The sequence below is a fragment of the Delftia sp. WSY_12 genome, from assembly GCF_043104645.1.
GTDB classification, from domain to species: domain Bacteria; phylum Pseudomonadota; class Gammaproteobacteria; order Burkholderiales; family Burkholderiaceae_C; genus Comamonas; species Comamonas tsuruhatensis.
The window spans coordinates 1-21351 of the sequence record NZ_JBICKW010000051.1 but is presented as its reverse complement, the minus strand read 5'-3'; the positions used below and the strand labels follow the sequence as shown (position 1 = coordinate 21351).

14 protein-coding genes are annotated in these 21351 nt (G+C 67.8%); 8 read left to right on the top strand and 6 right to left on the bottom strand.

Going from position 1 to position 21351, the window contains the following annotated elements; genetic code table 11:
- Positions 1-155 precede the first annotated feature (155 nt).
- The 3 genes from ACF8LI_RS22920 (at position 156) to ACF8LI_RS22910 (ending at position 3212) form a co-directional block, all read left to right on the top strand.
- Positions 156-617, top strand: a complete 462-nt coding sequence (locus ACF8LI_RS22920; RefSeq protein ID WP_012207511.1) for a MarR family winged helix-turn-helix transcriptional regulator — start codon at positions 156-158, stop codon at positions 615-617.
- Positions 614-2599 carry an FUSC family protein gene (locus tag ACF8LI_RS22915; RefSeq protein WP_392413535.1) on the top strand — a complete coding sequence of 662 codons (1986 nt, stop codon included), beginning with the start codon at positions 614-616 and terminating at the stop codon, positions 2597-2599. The genes ACF8LI_RS22920 and ACF8LI_RS22915 overlap by 4 nt, the downstream gene beginning before the upstream one ends.
- Before the next feature lie 91 nt (positions 2600-2690).
- Positions 2691-3212, top strand: a complete 522-nt coding sequence (locus tag ACF8LI_RS22910) for a GNAT family N-acetyltransferase (protein ID WP_392413533.1) — start codon at positions 2691-2693, stop codon at positions 3210-3212.
- Positions 3213-3256: 44 nt separating this feature from the next.
- Here ACF8LI_RS22910 and ACF8LI_RS22905 read toward each other — a convergent pair whose 3' ends face one another.
- Positions 3257-4699, bottom strand: coding sequence for an NAD-dependent succinate-semialdehyde dehydrogenase (locus tag ACF8LI_RS22905; protein WP_392413532.1), 1443 nt, complete (start codon positions 4697-4699; stop codon positions 3257-3259).
- 203 nt (positions 4700-4902) lie between these two features.
- On the opposite strand from ACF8LI_RS22905, the gene ACF8LI_RS22900 reads away from it, so the two are divergent.
- Entirely contained in the window at positions 4903-6813 is a 1911-nt protein-coding gene (locus ACF8LI_RS22900) for a trypsin-like peptidase domain-containing protein (RefSeq protein WP_392413530.1), read from the top strand.
- A 97-nt stretch (positions 6814-6910) separates the two neighbouring features.
- Here the strand turns inward: ACF8LI_RS22900 and ACF8LI_RS22895 are convergent, their stop codons facing one another.
- The 4 genes from ACF8LI_RS22895 to ACF8LI_RS22880 form a co-directional block, all read right to left on the bottom strand.
- On the bottom strand, positions 6911-9745 hold the full coding sequence (locus ACF8LI_RS22895; RefSeq protein WP_392413528.1) for an Hsp70 family protein: 2835 nt from the start codon (positions 9743-9745) through the stop codon (positions 6911-6913).
- A 150-nt stretch (positions 9746-9895) separates the two neighbouring features.
- Positions 9896-11743: an ATP-dependent endonuclease gene (locus ACF8LI_RS22890; RefSeq protein ID WP_212644759.1), complete on the bottom strand. Its 1848-nt coding sequence runs from the start codon at positions 11741-11743 to the stop codon at positions 9896-9898.
- Positions 11744-11904: 161 nt separating this feature from the next.
- Positions 11905-13779, bottom strand: coding sequence for an Hsp70 family protein (locus tag ACF8LI_RS22885; protein WP_392413525.1), 1875 nt, complete (start codon positions 13777-13779; stop codon positions 11905-11907).
- Between the two features lie 2 nt (positions 13780-13781).
- Positions 13782-14465, bottom strand: a complete 684-nt coding sequence (locus ACF8LI_RS22880; RefSeq protein WP_392413524.1) for a DUF2760 domain-containing protein — start codon at positions 14463-14465, stop codon at positions 13782-13784.
- A 196-nt stretch (positions 14466-14661) separates the two neighbouring features.
- On the opposite strand from ACF8LI_RS22880, the gene ACF8LI_RS22875 reads away from it, so the two are divergent.
- The 3 genes from ACF8LI_RS22875 (at position 14662) to ACF8LI_RS22865 (ending at position 16647) form a co-directional block, all read left to right on the top strand.
- Positions 14662-14811 (top strand): hypothetical protein, encoded by a 150-nt coding sequence (locus tag ACF8LI_RS22875; RefSeq protein ID WP_013800628.1) that lies wholly within the window; start codon positions 14662-14664, stop codon positions 14809-14811.
- Between the two features lie 155 nt (positions 14812-14966).
- Positions 14967-15842, top strand: coding sequence for a hypothetical protein (locus ACF8LI_RS22870; protein WP_065346807.1), 876 nt, complete (start codon positions 14967-14969; stop codon positions 15840-15842).
- Between the two features lie 100 nt (positions 15843-15942).
- Complete coding sequence (locus ACF8LI_RS22865; RefSeq protein ID WP_012207520.1) at positions 15943-16647, top strand: riboflavin synthase; 705 nt, start codon at positions 15943-15945, stop codon at positions 16645-16647.
- Positions 16648-16660: 13 nt separating this feature from the next.
- Here ACF8LI_RS22865 and ACF8LI_RS22860 read toward each other — a convergent pair whose 3' ends face one another.
- Entirely contained in the window at positions 16661-19180 is a 2520-nt protein-coding gene (locus ACF8LI_RS22860) for a heavy metal translocating P-type ATPase (protein ID WP_392413522.1), read from the bottom strand.
- 148 nt (positions 19181-19328) lie between these two features.
- Here ACF8LI_RS22860 and ACF8LI_RS22855 point away from each other — a divergent pair, with 148 nt between their 5' ends.
- Entirely contained in the window at positions 19329-21239 is a 1911-nt protein-coding gene (locus ACF8LI_RS22855; protein ID WP_392413520.1) for a bifunctional metallophosphatase/5'-nucleotidase, read from the top strand.
- The last annotated feature ends 112 nt before the right edge of the window (positions 21240-21351 follow it).

The window sequence follows — 21351 nt, the reverse complement described above, 5'->3', positions numbered from 1 at the left end:
CTGCCAGCATCCATCGACCGGCCCTGCAAAGCATCGTCTTGCAGGGCCTTTTTCATGGACGGCCTGCCTTCCAGAACAAGGGAATACCCTTGAATCAAATGCAGGCACAATTAATTTGCAATGCAAATTAATTGAACTACAAAGATAATCGAGGCATGTCCTTTGCCTCTGCCCCTCCCCGCGCCCGTCTCGGCTTTCTCATGGTCACCCTGGTACGCCAGTGGCGCCGCCAGGTCGAGGAACAACTGCTGGCCGACGGCCTGACCGACGCCACCTGGGCGCCGCTGATCCACCTGCGCGCCTGGGGCGATGGCGTCACGCAAAAGGAACTGGCCGAGCGTGTGGGCCTGGACGGCTCCAGCCTGGTGCGCCTGCTCGATATTCTGGAAGGCCACGGCTGGGTGGAACGCCGTGCCGACCCCGGCGACCGGCGCAGCAAGCGCATCTTCCTGACCGATGAAGGCAACGGCGCCGTGGACCGCGTGCGCGCCACCATGCTGCAGGCCGAGCTGGCCATGCTGCAGGACCTGGACGATGCCGAGGTCGAGGCCATGCTGGCCGGCATGGCCAAGATCCAGGCGCGCATGGCCGCGCTGCGCACGGAAGGCGCGCCATGAGCGCCCTCCACGATGCCTATGGCCGCCTGCTGCAGGCCTCGGTCCGCTGGGGCTTCGACCCCGTGCGCCTGCGCCAGCACCTGCGCACGGCCTTCGCCGCCTGCCTGGCCTTGCTGGCCGCCTGGCAGCTGGGGCTGGAGCATCCGCAGTGGGCCGCCATGGCCACCTGGGCCGCATCCCAGCCGCTGCGCGGGCAACTGGTCGAGAAAAGCTTTTTCCGGGTCGCAGGCACCGTGGCCGGCACGGCCGTGGGCGTGGGCCTGGTGCTGCTGGCCCAGGGCAATCTGCTGTGGCTGGTGCTGGGCCTGGCCGTCTGGCTGGGCCTGTGTGCGGGCGTGGGCAATCTGCAGCGCAGCTTCGTGGCCTACGGCACCATGCTGGCCGGCTATTCGGCAGCCATGGTGGCGCTGCTGGACTTCGCCCATCCCGACCAGGTCTTCGCCCTGGGCTGGGACCGGCTGTTCACCGCGCTGACCGGCGTATTCGCAGCCTTGCTCGTGGGCTGGCTGTTCACGCCCAAGGGCAGCGGCATTCCCGGCAATGCCGAGGTACGCCAGCTGTTTGCCCGGCTGCTGCGCGATCTGGCCGACAGCCTGCAGGCGCGCGGCCGTTCGTCACTGGGCTCGCAGGAGATCGCCGCCCGCCTGCTGGCCATGGCGGTGATCGAGGAGGGGCTGGACCCGCACGCCGCAGGATCGCAGCGCTCGCGCGAGGCCGTGCACGCGCTGCGCCGACTCATGAATGCCCAGATCTCGGCCCTGCTGTGGCTGCGTGACGCGCCGTCGCAGGAGCCGCCTGCGGCCTTTGGCGACGCGCAGGCCCTGGCTGCCGCGCAGGCGCTGCGCGAAGCCGCCGTGGCACTGGAGACGCGCGTGCAGTTGCACGAGGCCGCGGCGGCCCTGATACGCGCACGCGAGTCCGCCGCAACCTGGCCCGGCGCGGCCGACATGCTGGCCCCGATGGGCTTTGCGCTGCAGGCCCACCTGGCCGCCACCCATGACGTGGCCCTGCCGCCCGGCCACCGCGCGCGCCAATGGCCCGTGGTGCTGCACAGCGATTGGCTGGGCGCGCGCCGCGCCATGCTGCGTGCCAGCGCGGCCATCGCCATCGTGGGCCTGCTGTGGGTGGTGACGGGCTGGAGCGGCGGCGCCTACATGCTGCTGGGCATGTCCATCATGCTGACCGTGTTCTCGGGCTTCGAGAACCCGTCGGCCACCATGCGCCATGTGACCCTGGGCCAGGCCATGGGCGTGCTGGTGGCCCTGGCCTGCCAGTGGCTGGTCTGGCCGTTCGCCAGCAGCCAGGCGGGCCTGGTGTGGCTGATGCTGCCCTTCGTCTACGTGGGCGCACTGCTGTTCTCGCACCAGCGCACCGCGCTCTCGGGCTATGACTGCAACATGGTGCTGCTGCTCCTGCTGCAGCCCCACTACCCGCAGACGGCCAGCTTCGGCCATGCGCTGGCCCTGGGGCTGGCCGTGGTATCCGGGCCGCTGGCCGGCTGGGCTGCCTACCGATTCATCCTGCCGGTCACCCTGCAGGGACGGCTGCAGGGCCTGCGCTCCATGATGGTCCACGAGCTGCAGGACATGGCCGCCACGCCGGGCCATGCGCGCGATGGCCGCATCTGGCGCGCCCGCCTGTACCACCGGCTGCTGCGCCTGGTGCGCATGTCGGAGCAGGCTGGAGGGCAGCTGGGCGCGCAGGCGGCCGAGTGCGGCCTGGCCGCGCTGCATGTGGGCCGCGCCATCCAGGCGCTGCACCAGCTGTCCGAGGAAGCCGCGCTGGGCGACGGCACGGCCCGCGCCGTGCGCGCCGCGCTGCTGCGCCTGCAGCGGCTGCAGCAGTCCCCCGGCCAGTGCCCGCCGCTTTTGCGCGCGCTGGCGCAGCGCGTGGCCGAACGCCACCCCGACCAGGCCCGCCAGCTGCGCCATGCCGCGCATGAGATCGCGCAGCACGAAGCCTTTTTCCGCAATGCCGGCTGAAGCACGGACCCATGCCAGAATGAACGGCTAAGGCCGGCCCAGGCCGGCAGCGCCCCACGCTCTCTGTCCCCCTGTTGCGAGGAAAGCATCCATGACGTGGAGCGACACCACCATCACCTCACAGCGCCTGGCGCTGCGCCCCTTCACTGCCGCCGATGCCGATGAGGCCTTTGCCTGCATCACGCCCACGTTGACGCGCTACCTGTCGTTCGAGCCGCCATCGGCGCCTGCCGATTTCGAGGCGGTCTGGCGCGGATGGCTGCCGGAGATCGCAGCCGGCACGGACTTAAACTTCACGCTGCGCGAGCGCGCGTCAGGCCGATTCACCGGCCTGCTGGGCCTGCACCGCGCGCGCGATGCCGAGCCCGAACTCGGCATCTGGATACGCGAGGACGCGCATGGCCAGGGCCATGGCCGCGAGGCCGTTGCCGCCCTGGCCGCCTGGGCCGCAGAAACCTTCGCCCCGCAGTCCTTCAGCTACCCGGTGGCCGAGGCCAACACGGCCAGCCGGCGCATCGCCGAAGGATTGGGCGGAGTCGTCGTGGAGCAGCAGCAGCGGCCCAAGTACGCGGCCGTCATCTACCGCATTCCCGCGCGCAAGCCGCACCCATGAAAAACGGCCCCCTCAGGGGCCGTTCATCGTTCAGCCGGCCATGATCACACGGCGGCAATGGACACGGCCTTGGAGACCAGGTAGGCCTCCAGCGCCTCGGGTCCGCCTTCGGAGCCGTAGCCCGAGTCCTTGATGCCGCCGAACGGCATCTCGGCCGAGGCCACGGCCGGCTGGTTGATCCACAGCATGCCGGCCTCGACCTGCTGCGCCAGCTGGTGAGCGGTCTTGATGGAGCGCGTGAACGCATAGGCGGCCAAGCCATAGGACAGGCGGTTGGCCTCGGCGATGGCATCGCCCAGATCGTCGAAGCCGCGGATGGCAGCCACGGGGCCGAAAGGCTCCTGGTTGAAGATCTCGGCGCTCAGCGGCACATCGCCCAGCACCGTGGGTGCAAAGTAGTTGCCCTTGTCGCCCAGGGAGCCGCCGCCCGTGAGCAGCTTGGCGCCCTGCTTTTGCGCGTCCTCGATGAAACGGGCCAGTGCGGTGACGCGGCGCGGATTGGCCAGCGGGCCCATCTGCGTGCCCTGCACCAGGCCATCGCCGACCTTGAGGCCTTCGGCATGCGCCACCATGGCGCGTGTGAACTCCTCGCGCACGCTGTTGTGCACCAGAAAGCGCGTGGGCGAGATACAGACCTGGCCTGCATTGCGGAACTTGGCGGCACCCGCCGCCTTGACGGCCAGCGCCACATCGGCATCCTCGGCCACGATGACCGGCGCGTGGCCGCCCAGCTCCATGGTCGAGCGCTTCATGTGCTGGCCGGCCAGCGCCGCCAGCTGCTTGCCCACGGGCGTGGAACCCGTGAACGTGACCTTGCGGATCACGGGATGGGCGATCAGGTAGGAGGAAATCTGGGCCGGATCGCCGAACACCAGGCCCACCACCCCGGCGGGCACGCCGGCATCGACAAAGCACTTGAACAGGGCGGCAGGCGCGGCCGGCGTTTCCTCGGGCGCCTTGCACAGGAAGGAGCAGCCCGTGGCCAGCGCCGCGCCGATCTTGCGCACGATCTGGTTGACGGGGAAGTTCCAGGGCGTGAAGGCGGCCACGGGACCCACGGGCTCCTTGATCACCAGCTGCTGCACCTCGGGACGGCGCGAGGGCACGATGCGGCCGTACACGCGCAGCGCCTCGTCGGCAAACCATTCGATGATGCCCACGCCGGCCAGGATCTCGCCCTTGGCCTCGGCCAGCGGCTTGCCCTGCTCCTGCGTCAGCAGGGCAGCGATCTCGTCGGCCCGGTCCTTGAGCAGGGCTGCGGCACGGCGCATGGCGGCTCCGCGCTCATGGGCGGAGACCTTGCGCCAGGTCTCGAAGCCGCGCTGAGCGGCGGCCAGCGCACGGTCCAGGTCGGCCACGTCGGCATGGGCCACATGGCCGATGACCTCGCCGCTGGCCGGGTTGCGCACGGGAATCTTCCTGCCGCTGGCGGCGTCCTGCCATTGGCCGTCGATCAGGAGTTGGGTGTCGGAGTAGGAGTGGCTCATGCTGGATCAGATCCTTGGTAGATGACAGGGGGCAGATGTGTGGGGCAGGCACGGCGCTCGCAGTGTCCGCTCCCGGCTGCCGCTGCAGCGCAGCGACCATTCTAGGAAGCGCCGGACGGCCCTGCCGTCACCGGGCTGTCACGCACACAACACCTAAAATGCCCGGGTTTCGCAATATCCACCAATCCGTTGAGAGGGAGCTCATGACCGATCTTTTCGACACCACTGCGCGCAGGGGCTTGCGCAGCGTCGCGCTGGCGCTCGCCCTGGCAGGCAGCCTGGGGCTGGCATGGGGGCAGGAGGGCGCCGCCCCCATCATGAGCGTGGATCACCATGTCCAGCCCTTGAACACACCCCGGGAATTCCTGGCCGCGCGCAGCCAGGCCGCCATCGCCGAAGTCACGCCGCTGCGCGTGGAGCTGGGCGCCTGGCAGGAATACCGCGCAGCATCGGCGCCCGCTGGCGGCGCGATGCAGGTGGGCGCACAACGGCTGAGTGCAGGCACAGCCACGGCGGACGCGCTGGCATCACAGTTGCAATGGAGCCCCACCGCCTCTGGCGGGCACGTGGCTGCCATCAGCGTGCGCTCGGAAGGTGCCTACGGCATCCGCCTGGGCGTGGAAATGAATCAGCTGCCTGGCAGCGCGCTGCTGCGCATCTACGCGCAAGGCGATCGCGCAGGTGCCTACGAAATCGCCGGCCAGCGCATCCTGCAGATACTGCAGACCAACCTGGACGCTGGCGACAAAAGCGCCGATGCCCGCACCTGGTGGACGCCGGACACGGGCGGCGACGAGGTGACGCTGGAAATCGAACTTCCGCCAGGCACACCCGCCGAGACGCTGCGCATCGCCATTCCGCGCGTGATGCATGTGCACGAGAACCTCTCGCTTCCGCTGGAAAGCGAAATGCAGTTCTCTGCCCAGCTCAACGAGTCCCTGTCCTGCCATCTCGACTCCACCTGCTACGACGACTACAGCGCGCAACGCAACGCAGTGGCCCGTATGCTCTACATCAAGGATGGCATGGGTTACGTGTGCTCCGGCACCCTGCTCAACGACACGGCAAGCTCCGGCACCCCCTACTTCGTCACGGCCAACCACTGCATCAGCAACCAGACCGTGGCTTCAACGCTGGAGACCTCGTGGTTCTACCGCACGCCCTCGTGCAACAGCCGCACCCTGTCATCGGGGAGCAAGGTCCTCCGCAACGGCGCGACCCTGCTCTATGCGACGGCCACCTATGACGGTGCCCTGATGCGCCTCAACGACACACCTCCCGCTGGCGCAGTCTTCTCCGGCTGGACCACGCAGACGCTGACGAGCAATGCCAGCGTCGCGGGCATACACCATCCCCGTGGCGACCTGCAAAAGATCAGCTTCGGCACGGTCTATGGCTCGGTCGCATGCGAGCCGTCGAGTGAAGGCACAATGCTTTGCGCCAACGACAGCAAGGGCAACGGCGGCTTCAACCTTGTGACCTGGAACCAGGGGCTGACGCAGCCGGGCAGCAGTGGCTCGGGCCTGTTCCTGCAGGGGCGGCTGGCGGGCACGCTCTACGGGGGTGATGATCAAACCTGCCCCGCATCTGGTGGCACCTCGATCTACGGGCGCTTTGACCTGTTGTTCCCCGCCATCCAGAAGTGGCTGGCAGCCAGCACAACCGCCGCACGCAGCCCTGTGTACCGCTTCTACAACGCGAGCACCGGTGCCCACTTCTATACGGGCAGCGTGGCCGAGCGGGATTTCGTGATCGCCAAACTCCCTGAGTTCCAGTACGAGAACGTGGCGTTCTATGCATCTGCCCAGCCCCGGCAGGACCTGAGCCCGGTATTTCGCTTCTACAACCAGGACTCGGGCGCGCACTTCTACACCATCAATGAAAGCGAACGTGACTACGTTCTGCAGACCTTTGCCCGTTTCAACTACGAAGGCCCCACCTGGTACGCGCAAAAGAATGCCGTCGCTGGCAGCGTTCCCGTATACCGGTTCTACAACCTGGACTCCGGTGCCCACTTCTACACGGCCAATGCCAGCGAACGCGACTATGTGATCGCCACCTTTGCCCGCTTCCGCAACGAAGGCATCGCCTATTACGTCTGGACATCGCAATAAGCCCAGCACTACCCGGCACAGCGCACTGCCCTTGCTGCAGTGCCTCCCCAAAAAGAAGGCCCCGCACTGCGGGGCCTTCTTTTTGGGACAACAGCCGTCACCCCACCAGCACCAGCCCCGGCGGCAGGCTATCCCCAAAGCTGCGCTTCGCATCCTGGGCGTCCATCTGCTGGACCTGTTCCACCAGGTCGATCCAGCGCTGCGGTGCACCGGCGCCGCGCAACCGCTCCAGCACCAGGGCGCGCTGGACATCGGACAGGTCCAGCGCACGGTCGCCCGTCATGCGGGCCATCTGCACGGCGGCGAACATGGCGGTTTCATTGCGGCGCCAGTCCTGCGCCAGGGTGGCGTCCAGGAACTCCTGCGCAGCCTCGGGCGGCATGACGCGGTGGGCGTTGGCCGCCAGCGGCATGCGCGCGGCCAGCCGGCCTATGGCCCACCAGGTCTGCACGGATTCACCGGGGTGCTTCAGCCGCTGCAGCATCCACTGGCCCATTTCCTGGCGGTACTGCCAGGGCACAGCTTCCATGGCGGCGAACAGGCGCAGCATGTCGTCGTAGCTGCCATGGGCGGACTTGCCCTGGCTGCGCTGCGCGGACTGCTGCACGGCCTTTTGCATGTGGCCGGCAACCTCTTCCAGCAGCTCCATCTGCCGGGCCTCGTCCAGGCCCGCGGCCACGCGGCGCCAGAACACCCACCATTCGGTGCGGTTGGCCGCCTCGCCGCCATGGCCCAGGCCCTGGCCATGCAGTTGCCAGACCTGCTGCATGCGCCAGCCGTCCAGCTCGGCGCCCACGCCGGGGCGCAGGCACCAGCCTGCCAGGTTCAGCCAGACGCGCTCGTGCTCGGCCGTGCGGCGGCGGCGCCTGGCGCGGGCCAGCAAGGCGTCGAACAGTGCGCGCAGCAGCGGCAGGTCCCAGTCCTCGCGCGGGCCCAGCCGTCGCTCCAGCGACTGGCGCAGCTGGCGGACCTCCTTGGCCGTCACCTCCTGGGCCTGGCTGCCGAAGATGCGCTCGATCAGGGCCACGGCATCCGCCAGCCGGCCCTGCCGGGCAGAAAGATCGCCGGTGTCCTGCGCATCTGCGGCCAGCGCACCGCGCACGCTGAACGGCAGCAACCACTGGCGCTGCGCATCGTCGGCGGCCACGCAGCGCACCTCCAGCGTGCCGACCTCGGTCATGCAGGCCTGCAGTTGCACTTCGACCTGGGCCTTGTCCCGGCCCTCGGGCGCGGGCAGCACGGTGGACAGGGCGGGCAGCTCGACCCAGCCCTCGCCGTCGAGCGCCGCGATACGGCCGGCCTGCGCAGGCGCCGCCGCCAAGCTGTTGGCCACCAGCGAAAAGCGCACGGCCTGGCCCAGGCGCAACGCAAAGCGCCGGCCGGAGAGCACGATGCGCACGCCCTCCTCCGTGCCGCGCGGCAGCAGGCAGATGCCCTGTGGTGCGGCACCCGCCTTCTCGGGCAGGACCAGCCAGTAGCTGCGCGGCGAGCCACCGCCGATGCGCGGTACCGGGGCGGGCACAGTCCGGGCATCTTCCGATTCCGGCAAATCCTCAGACGGACGGCACTGGACATGCATGGCCAGGCCATGCGCCGCTGCGCCGCGTGCAACGGCCCAGTCGGGATGCGGGTTGTGCAGCAGGCGCAGCGGCTGGCCGCGCCAAGCCTGCAGTTGCGCCACCAGCCGCTGGGCCAGCGCATGGGCGTGGAAGACGCCGCCATTGAGCAGGACCGCATCGGGCAACTCCCCAGCCGCGTGCTGCGCGAGGAACTGCGCCAGGTGCCGTGTGATCGCCGCATCGGCAGGATAGGGCAGCCCCAGGCCGCGCAAAGCGCCCTGGCGCCGGGTGGGCAGATCCTGCAGGCCGGCCAGCGGCATGAAGCCTTCGACCACGGCCTCGCGCACCTCGTCGCGGCGCAGCGTGGCCGTGCGCGTCTGCGCCAGCAGCTTCGATCCGCCGCCCAGCAGGGTCACGGCCACGGACTCGGGCGCATCGTCGGCCAGCAACTGTTCCTTGGCCATGCGGCAGCGCTGCACCAGTTGGGCGAAGCGTGCGGCGGGCAGACGCTCGCCGGGCGGGGCGAACTGCGGCTCCAGCCGATGGGCCAGCGCCAGGTCCATGTTGTCGCCGCCCAGCATCAGGTGCTCGCCCACGGCCGTGCGTGTCAGCACGGGCAGGCCTCCAGCTTCAGCGGGCTGCACGCGGATCAGGGTCAGGTCGGTGGTGCCGCCGCCCACATCCACCACCAGCACCAGGCGGCAGTGCGCCAGCTCGGCCGCCAGGCGTTCGCCCTGCAGCACCAGCCAGTCGTGGAAGGCGGCCTTGGGTTCCTCCAGCAATTGCACCGCAGGCAGACCGGCCAGCCGCGCGGCCTCCAGCGTCAGTGCGCGCGCGCCTTCGTCGAATGAGGCCGGCACGGTCAGCACGACCAGCTGGTCCCTCAGCGGCGCGCCGGGGTGCGTGCGGTCCCAGGCCTGCCGGACATGGTCCAGGTAACTGGCCGAGGCCTGCAGCGGCGACAGCCGGGCCACCTCTTCGGGCGCGCCCCAGGGCAGGATGGCCGCCGTGCGGTCCACGCCCGCGTGCGACAGCCAGCTCTTGGCACTGGCCACCAGGCGCGACGGCACGGCCGCGCCCAGATCACGCGCCCAGCGGCCATTGACGGCGGGCGCTTGCGCATCGGCGCCCAGTGCCGCCCAGGGCTGCTGCCAGGCATCGCCCAGCTCGCCGGGCGCCGCCTGGTAGCGCGCAGAAGGCAGCAGCACCTGGGCAGCGACCTCGCCAGCCGAGACACGCTGCGCCACGGGCAGCAAGGCGATGTCGGCCGCCGTGCCGCCCACGGGCACATGCGCCACCACGGTGTGGCTGGTGCCCAGGTCGATGCCCACGATGTGGGCGGCGTCGGGAGCGAGGGCGGCGGTATCAGGCATTCAAGCTGCCTTTTTGAAAACGGAAGAGCGTCCGTACGATCCTGCGCAGTCCTGAATCAATGCTGCACCATCGCGTCTGACTCGCCAGCCTTCTGCACGATAGAGTGCCTCCAGACACAAGCCAAATGCAAGGAAATGGTGGGACCGTCATCACCCTTGCGACTCAGTGGGCAAAACATGCTCCGAATCAGGCACGTTTACTTGCTCACCATGCCGTTGGGCCCTACGGAACAGTTCCTCCAAGAGATCTAGTTTCGCGCGCACCTCAGTCTCTGCTGCTGCTGACAATTCAGCGAGGGGAACCAGCCGATGAAGCTCTCCCTTGGTCAGCAGCATTGCGCCGCCTAGGCGTCGTGCGAGTTGCCGGAAAAATGTCTCTGCCAACGTACTGAGCTTGCGGCGCTCGGTTTTGGCCTCCCATAAGAGCCGTGCGGCCTCAGGTGGAAACTGCTGCCATGCGTCATAGTCTGTCTTATTGCCATCAAAGATTAACTCTGTGACCAATGCCCTTAGAACATCGTGCACAGCAGTCTGCGCATCCTGCGAAAACAAATCGTCGGACGGGTACTGATGCAGCGCATAGCGCCGCAAAAGATCCGGCGTCAGGAAATAGTTCTCGGTTTCGTAACGTCTCCAGTACCGGATCTTCAGTGCTCCTTCATCTCGGTCCTGTCGACTATGCCCGTCGTTGTCAAGGATGGCCAATCCTTGCAGGCCGGAAAGCAGTCCTTTCAGCCCCTTGAAGTGATCCCGGGGCGTTACGCTAAAACCACCTTCCACCCGCTCCAACTCCGCATCCATGTCTTGTTGCGGATAGTTGTTCTGAACATAAAAAGTATTGATCCTTTCATCCCATATGGATGCCACCGGATGCCGGATGTGCTCGGCAAGAGCCCTGAGCATGTCCACATCCGTTCCCCCTTCAACGTAAAGGACGTAACCACGCTCGCGAGCCTTGACGTAGTGCTCAGCGCCGAAGTGCTTAAGGGCATTGCGAATATCCAGCTTGCCCGCCAAATCATCTGTACGTCCTTCCAATAATAGCGTCAGATTGGTGTCCAGTGCTTCATCCAAAATTACCTCAGAGTGGGTTACCAGCACCACCTGTGAACCGTTCTCGCTAGCGATGTCCCTTAGCAATACATATACCTGCTTCTGGCGTAATATTTCCAGATGAGCATCGGGTTCATCCACAAGCAATACGCTGCGCTTGTGCGAATAAAGATAAGCAAACACCAATAACATTTGCTGCATACCACGCCCAGCAGAAGAAATATCCAATGCCTCTTTGACCCCAGGCTGCCGATAGGCCAACATAATACTTCCGCGTGTAGTCTCTTTAGGCGCACTCAGTTCCACATTAAAAAGTCTGCGCATGAGACCAGCAATTCGAGTCCAATCATCCGTCGATGATTTGACTACTGCCAGACAAAGATTACGTAGTACATCTGCTGTGCGCCCCTGCCCTAGCAACACATCCACGCGGCCTGGTTGCAATATGGGCTCCTCTGTGTCCAGCCCCGACATGGGATAAAGCAACTCCACCTTCAAGCTTGCTGCGTAAGCTAGCAAATCAAGATTAGCCATCACGGACTCATCCGGTGAGCAATATACGAGTTCGTCACCCTGATTGCGAAAGCGCATTGTCAGTGCATGCACTTTTCCTTGAAACTCCACGCCCACAGTGATGAGGAGAGGGATATCTTTGCTGCCTTTGCGCACCTGCGCATTGTTCCAAAAAAACCGCGTGCGTTGTACCGGTACAGCTACGATATTGAGCCGGTTGATAGATGTTGCAGTACGTTCCTTCGCAGTGGAATCGCGACGGGCCTCATACCAAGTCTGTACAGCCTGCGCCCACAAAGCCAAAGCCTGAATCGCACTAGTCTTGCCGCAATTATTGGGGCCAATGAGTACCGCAGGGTGATCCAGCTTTATGTGCTGACGTTCGCCGAAGCGCTTGAAGTTCTGGATTTCAAGGTAGTGCAACAAGCGCATTTTTCAGGCCTAAGTTTCAATAAAAGCATGGTCATGCCGAGAGACGCTCGGCACGGACCGCGTTGCAGCAAATAGTGGCATCAAGTCGGGCCGCACCTGCCTCTCACTATTTAATAGGATTCGGCATCCCATCAAGCTCCAGCCACGCAGCTGTCTCAAGTTTACGAGTCCTTCAGGGTGTCGGCCCGCACGTCGAACTCCACCTTCCAGCGTTCGTCACCACCCACGGGCACGGCGTTGAGTTCCAGCGTGCCGATGTCGGTCACGCGCGCATGCAGGGTGACGGGCACGATCTCGCCGGGCGCACGGCCTTCGGCGGGCAGATGGGCCTCGATTTCCTGCAGCTCGACCAGCTCCTCGGGTCCCCAGAAGTCCAGCACGGTGCCGACCTGGTCGGCGCGGCGCACGGAGGAGCCGAAGAAGCGCAGGCGCACGGGCTCGCCCACGACCAGGCCGAATTCCTGGGTGTCCAGCGCCACCTCGGTGCCCTCTTCCATGCCGAAGGGCGCCAGGCACAGGGCAGATATGGGCGGCTCCATGCCGGGGATGGCGGGCATGTTGCTTTCCACGCCCACGTAATAGCTCTGCGCCGTGCCGCCACGGATGCGCACGCCACGGCCCGCAGCCGCCACATGGCCGAAGTAGGCGGCGCCGCGCGCCACGGCCAGGTCGAGGTTGGCGCCGTCCAGCAGGCGCGCGGGTTGCGCGCCTTCGCCGGCCAGCCAGCCGTTGACGACTTCCAGGATGCGCTGCTCGATCTGCGGCGCCTTGAGCACGCCGCCGTTGAACAGGATGGCCGAGGGATGCAGGAAGGACGCGCCCTCGGGCTGCGTGCCCTGGAGGCCTTCGATCTGCTCGGTGGCGCCGGCCTGGCGCGAGAGGAAGGCCGCCAGGTGGCGCGTGACGGCTGCGTCCTGCGCATAGGGCAGGCCCAGCTGGGTCAGCGCGGCGCGCGCGCGGGTCTGGGGCTTGTCGGAGACGGCTGCGCGCGGGAAGAAGCCTTCCACCAGCATCTGCAGCACCTCGTCACGCGTGACCTCGGTGCGGATGCTGCCGCCGATGAGCTTGCTGCCCCGGCTGGGCACGACCACGGGCACGGACTGCAGCGTGGCATCGGCCAGCAGTTGCTCCTTGGCCTGGCGGCAGCCATGGGCCAGGGCACGGGTCTGCCAGGCGTCGAGCTGCTTGCCCTCCTGGGCCAGCTTGCGGGCCACGCCGTAGGCCAGGGCCAGGTCCATGTTGTCGCCGCCCAGCAGGATGTGCTCGCCCACGGCCACGCGCTGCAGCTCCAGGCCGCCGTCCTTTTCCAGCACGGCAATCAGCGACAGGTCGGTGGTGCCGCCGCCCACGTCCACGACGAGGATGATCTCGCCGCTTTGCACCTGCTTGCGCCACTGGCCGCCGCTGGCCTGGATCCAGCTGTACAGCGCAGCCTGGGGTTCCTCCAGCAGCGTGAGCTTCTGGAAGCCCGCCGCGCGGCAGGCCTCGGCCGTCAGCTCGCGCGCGGCCGGGTCGAACGAGGCGGGAATGGTCACCGTCACGTCCTGGGCATCGAACGGCGCCTCGGGATGGGCCTGTTCCCAGGCCCAGCGCAGGTGCGACAGGTAGCGGATGGAGGCGGTCAGCGGCGAGACGCGGTGCACCTCCTCGGGCGCATCGGCCGGCAGCAGGGGCGAGCGGCGGTCCACGCCCGGATGGCACAGCCAGCTCTTGGCGCTGGAGACCAGCCGTATCGGCGTGGCCGCGCCGCGCGATCGCGCGAACTCGCCCACCACGAAGTCCTGGCTGGCGCCCCAGGGCAGGGCCATGTCGGCCGCAGTCAGCTCGCTTTCATGCGGCAGGTAGAGGAAGGACGGCAGCAGCGGGCGCGCCTCCACGCTGGAGGGGCCGGTGAGCTGGGGAATGTCCAGCACGCCCTGCACCACCTTCTCGCCATCGCTGGCCTGGCGGTCCACATAGGAGAGCGCGCAATGCGTGGTGCCCAGGTCGATGCCGATGCTGTAGCGCGCCTGGGAGGATTGGCGGGACTGGTCCATGCTCACAGCTCCACCTCGGCCTGGGCCACGATGGCGGCAGCCTTGTGATCGGTGAGCTGGGGCAGGCGGACATCGTCCACGCGCCAGCCACGGTGGCCCAGCGTGCCCGTGAACGGTGCCTGGCCGACCACGTTGCCCGTCAGGCGCACGGCGGCGGCATCAAAGCCTGCGGCCAGCGTGACGCGGCTGCCTTCGGCCTCGGCACGCACGGGGGCGATGCTGAAATGCTCGCGCAGCACCTTGCGGCAGCCTTCGTGCACCACGCGCGCTGCGGCGCCGATCTCGGCGTCGGCATAGCCGGCCACGTCTTCCTGCACGAAGTCCACGAAGCGCGCCTCGCGCTGCAGCAGGCCCAGCAGTTGCAGTGCGGCGGTGCCAGCGGGTGCGGCCGGCTCCACGATGGTCTTTTCGACGATCTTCTCGACCGGCACCTCGACACGCTTTTCAACCACTTTCTCGACCACCTTCTCGACAGGCACCTCGACGCGGACCTCGACGATCCGGTCCACGGGCACCTCCACGCGCACCTCCTTGGGTGCGGACGGCGGCACGTCGGCGGCCAGCGGCTCGCCGTCACGCAGGCGGGACACGTCGGCGGCCAGGGGGCCGTTGCCGAGGATGGCGAAGAAACTGCCGATCGCGATGGCGATGCGGCTCAGGAACGAGGGGGGAGTCTTGGAATTCATGGGCTTCTCTTGGCGAGAGGACCCTGCCGGGCCGATCGCCGCGCAGCAGGGCAACCGGGCGCCGGTGGTCCTCCACCGGGCGCCCGCAGGGTCCGTGATGTTACCCAAAGCAACGAAGCCCCGTGCTGTACACGGCCCCATGCCCCCGTGCGCAAATGGCCTCGCGGCATAATCGCGGCTGCTCCTGCCCCTGTCCATGGCCCATACACGCCTTTTCCGCCACGCCCCGACCCGCTGCACCGCCTTGCGCGCGCAGCGGCCGCAGCGCGTGCACGGCGTGCCCACGGCCTTCATCAGCCTGTGCGGCTTCACGGCCCTGCTTTCCGCCGCCGTGCGGAAAGCCTGAGGTCCACCCCCAGCTTCCCGCACGGCCCCCGCAGCGAATCCCGCATGCGAAGCGCATGCCAGGAGCTGCCGGCCCACGCCCCGCACCTCCCTGGCCTGCACGCCTTTTCGGCCGCGCCGCCGCATGGCGCAGCCGCCTTGACCCCGGAGCCGATGATGGACATGGAACTCTCCCAAAACTTTCTGCGTGCCAAAAGCCCCTGCGCGGCGGGCTTTCGCTGGTTCGTGCGCAACCGCCATGACGGCAACGACTACCAGCGCGTGCTCGATGCCCTGGTGGGCGATGGCCGCGTCGAGGACGCGCGCTGGCTCATGAACCAGTTCGGCCCCACCGACGCCGTGCTGGAGGTCGATCACCTGGAGGCCGATGCCCTGGTGTTCTCGGGCAGCGTCGTCGTGCATGGCGAGCTGCGCGTACCCGGCCTGCTGGCCGTGGGCCGCACGCTGCAGGCCGGCGCCGGCATCCACGCCGGCCGCATCGAGGCCGGCCAGGACCTGCACAGCGGCGGCGCCATCTTCTGCAGCGGCCCGTTGCAGGCCGGCGGCCTGGTCAAGGCCGCATGGAGCGTGGACGTGCACGAGGAACTGCGCGCCGAGGACGTGCGCGCCGGCTGGGAGCTGCGCTGCGGCGCCGACCTGCGCCTGGCCGGCGGCGCCCAGGCCGGCCAGGACATCGAGGTGCAGGGCGCCATCCGCTGCGGCAAGGGCCTGCGCGCGGGCGGCAGCATCCGCGCCAGCGGCCTGATCGAGCTGGGCCATGGCCTGTACGCTGGCGCCGACGTGGAAGGCGGCAGCCACATCGAGGTGGACTGGGGCATGCGTGCGCTGGGCGACATCCGTGCGGCCTGCAGCATCCGCGCGGGCGAGACCCTGCATGCCGAAGGCGAGATCGCGGCCGGCCCCGGCTACGGCATCTATGCGGGCATGAACGTGCAGCAGGATGCCTGGCCGTCCTGTGCCTGGGTGCATGCGGCGCAGCGCCCTCCCGCCCTCCTCAGCGGCTGGTGGGAAGAGGCCGCGGCACCGGCCTGATGCCCGCAGGGACACGCCGGCCTGCGCCCCCGCAGCGCAGCGCCGCGATGCAAAATACCCGCTTCGCCGCCGACCGGGCGGCTCCAAGGAATCCCACATCGTGTTCACCGGCATCATCCAGGCCGTGGCAAGCATTGCCGCGCTGCGCGACCAGAACGGCCTGCGCACCTTCACCCTCGACTTTCCCGAAGGCTTCTGCCAGGACCTGGCCATCGGCGCCAGCGTCTCCACCGACGGCGTGTGCCTGACGGTGACGGAGATCCTCTCGCCCACGCGCGCCACGTTCGATGTGATGCTGCAAAGCCTGAACATCACCACGCTGGGCGGCTATGCCGTGGGCGGGCGCGTCAATGTGGAGCGCGCGGCAAAGGACGGCGCCGAGATCGGCGGCCATCCGCTGTCGGGCCACGTGGACTTCACCTCGCCCGTGCTGGAAGTGGCCTCCAGCGACACCAACCACCGCATCCGCTTCGGCATTCCCGAGGGCTTTCGCCACTACGTGTTCGCCAAGGGCTACATCGCCATCAATGGCGCCAGCCTCACGGTGTCCGAGGTGGACCGCCAGGCCGGCTGGTTCGAGGTCTGGCTGATCCCCGAGACGCGCCGCATGACCGTGTTCGAGTCCAAGGGCGTGGGCGACCTGCTCAATGTGGAGATCGACCGCAGCACCCAGGTCGTGGTGGACACGGTGCGCGAGACCGTGCAGCAAAGCCTGGGCCGCCTGCAGCCCGTGCTAGAAGCCCTGCTCAAGGAAAAAGGCCTGAGCCTGGACGACTTCATAGACGTCCCCAAGCTGCCCGGCTGACTGCCTTCGTCGTTCAACGCCCCGCCGCCAGCGGCGGACTGAAACGCCGCAGGCGCAGCGCGTTGCTGAGCACGAAGACGCTGGACAGCGCCATGGCCCCAGCCGCGAACACGGGCGACAGCAGCGTGCCGTTGACGGGGTACAGCAGGCCCGCGGCCACCGGAATCAGGGCCACGTTGTAGGCAAAGGCCCAGAACAGGTTCTGGCGGATGTTGGCCATGGTGGCCTTGGACAGCGCAATCGCATTGGGTACGCCGCCCAGGTCGCCCGACATCAGCACCACGTCGGCCGCCTCGATGGCGATGTCCGTGCCCGTGCCGATGGCCAGGCCCACATCGGCCTCGGCCAGGGCCGGCGCGTCGTTGATGCCGTCGCCCACATAGGCCAGCGTGCCGTGCTCGGCCTTCAGGCGCTTGACGGCATCGACCTTGCCGCCGGGCATCACCTCGGCCACCACCTCGTCGATGCCCAGCTGGCGCGCAATGGCCTCGGCCGTGCGGCGGTTGTCGCCGGTGATCATGGCCACCTTCAGGCCCAGGCCGTGCAAGGCGGCAATGGCGGCCGGCGTGCTGTCCTTGATGGGATCGGCCACGGCGATCATGGCGGCCAGGCGTCCGTCCACCGCGGCATACAGAGGCGTCTTGCCTTCGTCGCCCAGGCGCGCGGCCTCGTCTGCCAGCGTGTCCACCTGCAGGCCCAATTCGCGCATGAAGCGGTCGGCACCGATCTCCACGCGCACGCCGTCCACCTGGGCGCGCACGCCAAAGCCTGTCACCGATTCAAAGCGATCAACAGCACCCAGCGGCAAATCCTCGGCCTTGGCAGCATCCACGATGGCGCGCGCAATCGGGTGCTCGGAGCGGTCCTCCACGGCCGCCACCAGCGCAAGCACGCGGCTGCGCTCGCCCTCGAAGCCCGGGGCCAGCACCAGGTCGGTCAGCTCGGGGCGGCCGCGCGTCAGCGTGCCGGTCTTGTCCACGGCCACCACGCGGGCGTCTTTCAAGGTCTGTAGCGCCTCGCCCTTGCGCAGCAGCACGCCCATCTGCGCGGCCCGGCCCGTGCCGACCATGATGGAAGTGGGCGTGGCCAGGCCCATGGCGCAGGGGCAGGCGATGATGAGCACGGCCACGGCATTGACCAGCGCAAAGCTCAGCGCGGGCGACGGCCCCCAGGCCAGCCAGGCGCCGAAGGTCAGCAGGGCCACGGCCATCACGGCCGGCACGAACCACATGGTGACCTGGTCCACCAGGGCCTGTATGGGCAGCTTGGAGCCCTGGGCCTGCTCGACCATGCGGATGATCTGCGCCAGCAGCGTGTCCGCGCCCACCTTGGTGGCGCGAAAGGCCAGCGCGCCGTTCTGGTTCACCGTGCCGCCAACCAGTTCGGCACCCGGGGTTTTCTCGACCGGCACGGGCTCGCCGCTGATCATGGATTCATCGACGAAGCTGCTGCCCTCGATGACCTCGCCATCGACGGGAATGCGCTCGCCGGGCCGCACCTCGATGGTGTCGCCCGCACGCACGGCGGCAATGTCCACCTCCTGCACGGCGCCGTCCTTGCGCACGCGCGCCGTCTTGGCCTGCAGTCGCACCAGGCGGCGGATGGCTTCGGAGGTATTGCCCTTGGCGCGCGCCTCCATGAAGCGGCCCAGCAGGATCAGCGCCACGATCACGGCCGCCGCCTCGTAATACACATTCACCGTGCCGGCCGGCAGCCACTGCGGAACGAAGGTGGCCACCAGCGAATAGGCAAACGCCGCCGAAGTGCCCACGGCCACCAGCGAATTCATGTCGGGCGCGCCGCGCAGCAGCGCGGGAATGCCTTTCTGGAAAAAGCGCAGGCCCGGCCCGAACAGCACGATGGCCGACAGCAGGCACTGCAGATACCAGCTGTTCTGCGTGCCGATGGCCTGCCCCACCCAATGGTGGAAGGCCGGCACCATGTGGCCGCCCATCTCCAGCACGAACACCGGCAGCGCGAACACTGCGGCCACGATCAGCGAGCGCTTGAGCGAGGCCCGCTCGCGCGCCTGGCGCTGCTCCGTGCCGTCTTCGGCCGGCGACTGCGCTGCGCCGCCTTCACTGGCCGGGTTCGCGCTGGCGCCCAGCGGACGCGCTTCGTACCCGGCCTTGTGCACAGCTGCCACAAGGGCCGCCACATCTGCACTGCCAGCCAGCGTCACCACTGCACGCTCGGTGGCCAGGTTCACGCTGGCCGATTGCACGCCTTCCACCTTTTTCAGCGCACGCTCCACGCGGCCCACGCAGGAGGCGCAGGTCATGCCCTCCACTTCCAGTTCCACGCTGGACTGGGGCACTTCGTAGCCGGCCTTCTCGATGGCTGCAATGGCGGCGGGCAGATCGGCCGCGCCCTCGAAGCGGATGCTGGCCTTTTCGGTGGCCAGGTTGACCACGGCTTCCTGCACGCCCGGCAGCTTCTTGAGCGCGCGCTCCACACGCCCCACGCAGGAGGCGCAGGTCATGCCCTGAACGGGCAGGTCTATGGCCATGCCGGCCTTGGTCGATGCATTCATTGCCTGACTCCTTTGTTCTCGCATGCAGGCACTTTAGAGATTGCCACCATGTCAAGGTCAAGCCCCCTGCAGGGCGCTTTCATCGCCATGTCATCTGCCTTGCCCAGCATCGGCGGCCGTGACAAACCGATACAGAGAGAACCCGTTCATGTCCTTGACCTCCCATCGCCCCGCCCTGCGCCCGCTGGCCGTGGCCCTGGCTGCCTCCGCCCTGATCGCCGGTTGCGGCGGCTCCGGCAACGACACGCCCGCAGGCCAGCCGCTGGAGCTGCGCATTCTGCACATCAACGATCACCACTCCACGCTGGAGTCCAAGAGCAAGACCCTGCAGCTGGACGCCGGCACGGGCAAGGCCGAAGCCGTGGCCGTGGACGCCGCAGGCTTTGCGCGCGTGACCCAGGCCATCGAGGAGCTGGCCACGCAGTCGCCCAACGTGCTCAAGCTGCATGCCGGCGACGCGCTCACCGGCACGCTGTACTTCAACCGCGCAGGCGCCGACGGCGAGGCCGATGCCGCCCTCATGAACACCGTCTGCTTTGACGCCTTCACGCTGGGCAACCACGAGTTCGACAAGGGCGACAGCGGCCTCAAGTCCTTCCTGGACCGCCTGCGCGCCGGCACCTGCAAGACGCCCGTGCTCAGCGCCAACGTGCGCTTTGGCGCCAACTCGGCCCTGAACGCGGCCAAGGCGCCCGGCTATGTGAACCCCTCCACCGTGGTGGAGCGCGGCGGCCAGAAGATCGGCATCGTCGGCCTGACCATTGCGGGCAAGACCAAGGCATCGTCCAGCCCCGATACCGACACCACCTTCGAGGACGAGGCCACGGCGGCCCAGCGCGAAATCGACGCGCTGCGCGCCAAGGGCATCAACAAGATCATCGTCATGAGCCACGTGGGCTATGAGTACGACCGCCAGATCGTGCCCAAGCTCAGCGGCGTGGACGTGGTCGTGGGCGGCGACTCGCACACCCTGCTCGGCCCCGACGTGCTCAACACCACCGGCGTGGGCACACCGGGCGGCGCCTACCCCACACGCCTGACCGACAGGGACGGCAGCCCCGTCTGCGTGGTCCAGGCCTGGGAGTACGCCCAGGTCGTCGGCGACCTCAAGGTCCAGTTCGACGCCGACGGCCGCGTCACCCAGTGCACGGGCACGCCCCATGTGCTGATCGGCGACAGCTTCACCATCGCCGGCAAGGCCGCCACCGATGCGCAAAAGACCGCCCTCAAGGCCAGCGCCGCCGCCACCGGCGTGCTGCGCGTGACCACGCCCTCGGCCAAGGCCACCGCCGCGCTGCAGCCCTTCAAGGACAAGGTCGCCCAGTTCAACCTCAAGCAGGTCGCCACCGTGCCCCGGGAACTGTGCTCGCGCCGCGTGCCCGGCGGCGTCGGCACCATGAACTACAGCCAGTCCAGCGCCGCCTGCAATGCCGAAGGCAGCGTCAGCGTGCGCGGCGGCGACATCCAGCAGCTCGTGGCCCAGGCCTACCTGGAAGAAGCCAACCGCCACTACGGCGGCGCCGACATCACCCTGCAAAGCGGCGGCGGCGTGCGCATCCCGCTGCTGGGCCAGACCACGGCCGCCCAGGTCATCCAGGTCCTGCCCTTCGGCAACAAGCTGTTCCGCCTGGACATCACCGGCACGGAAGTCAAGGGCATGCTCGAGGACGGCCTGCAGGCCGTGTACGGCCCCAGCGGCACGACCGGCCCCTACCCCTACACGGGCGGCCTGCGCTTTGACGTGAACGCGGCAGCGGCAGCCGGCCAGCGCGTGTCGGGCATCGAGGTGTATGACAACGCGAGCAAGACGTGGAAGCCGCTGGATACCGCGCGCACATACAAGCTGTTCGTGCTGAGCTTCAATGCCACGGGTGGCGATGGCTACAAGACGCTGGCGGCCGTGCCTGATGCGCGCCGTCTGGACATTGGCGTGCTCGATTCCGATGTGTTCTTCAACTACATCGAGAGGCAGCCGGTGGATGCGGTGTCTGGTCTGCCGCTGCTGTCGCGGCTGGCGACGGATCTGTACAGTACGCGTAGTTTTCAGGGTGGGCGCTGAGTCTTCCTGATGGGTTCAGGGATCTGTTTTGTTCCCTGCCGGGGGGTTGTTTTTCGAGGCCGGGTTTCGGCCCGGCGGCCGACCTACTTTCTTATCGCGCGATAAGAAAGTA

Excerpts from the sequence above, each read along its gene's own strand:
- ACF8LI_RS22855 (WP_392413520.1), top strand. The coding sequence starts at position 19,329 with ATGTCCTTGACCTCCCATCGCCCCGCCCTGCGCCCGCTGGCCGTGGCC.
- ACF8LI_RS22905 (WP_392413532.1), bottom strand. The coding sequence starts at position 4,699 with ATGAGCCACTCCTACTCCGACACCCAACTCCTGATCGACGGCCAATGG.
- ACF8LI_RS22900 (WP_392413530.1), top strand. The coding sequence starts at position 4,903 with ATGACCGATCTTTTCGACACCACTGCGCGCAGGGGCTTGCGCAGCGTC.
- ACF8LI_RS22895 (WP_392413528.1), bottom strand. The coding sequence starts at position 9,745 with ATGCCTGATACCGCCGCCCTCGCTCCCGACGCCGCCCACATCGTGGGC.
- ACF8LI_RS22880 (WP_392413524.1), bottom strand. The coding sequence starts at position 14,465 with ATGAATTCCAAGACTCCCCCCTCGTTCCTGAGCCGCATCGCCATCGCG.
- ACF8LI_RS22915 (WP_392413535.1), top strand. The coding sequence starts at position 614 with ATGAGCGCCCTCCACGATGCCTATGGCCGCCTGCTGCAGGCCTCGGTC.
- ACF8LI_RS22920 (WP_012207511.1), top strand. The coding sequence starts at position 156 with ATGTCCTTTGCCTCTGCCCCTCCCCGCGCCCGTCTCGGCTTTCTCATG.
- ACF8LI_RS22885 (WP_392413525.1), bottom strand. The coding sequence starts at position 13,779 with ATGGACCAGTCCCGCCAATCCTCCCAGGCGCGCTACAGCATCGGCATC.
- ACF8LI_RS22890 (WP_212644759.1), bottom strand. The coding sequence starts at position 11,743 with ATGCGCTTGTTGCACTACCTTGAAATCCAGAACTTCAAGCGCTTCGGC.
- ACF8LI_RS22870 (WP_065346807.1), top strand. The coding sequence starts at position 14,967 with ATGGACATGGAACTCTCCCAAAACTTTCTGCGTGCCAAAAGCCCCTGC.
- ACF8LI_RS22910 (WP_392413533.1), top strand. The coding sequence starts at position 2,691 with ATGACGTGGAGCGACACCACCATCACCTCACAGCGCCTGGCGCTGCGC.
- ACF8LI_RS22860 (WP_392413522.1), bottom strand. The coding sequence starts at position 19,180 with ATGAATGCATCGACCAAGGCCGGCATGGCCATAGACCTGCCCGTTCAG.
- ACF8LI_RS22875 (WP_013800628.1), top strand. The coding sequence starts at position 14,662 with ATGGCCCATACACGCCTTTTCCGCCACGCCCCGACCCGCTGCACCGCC.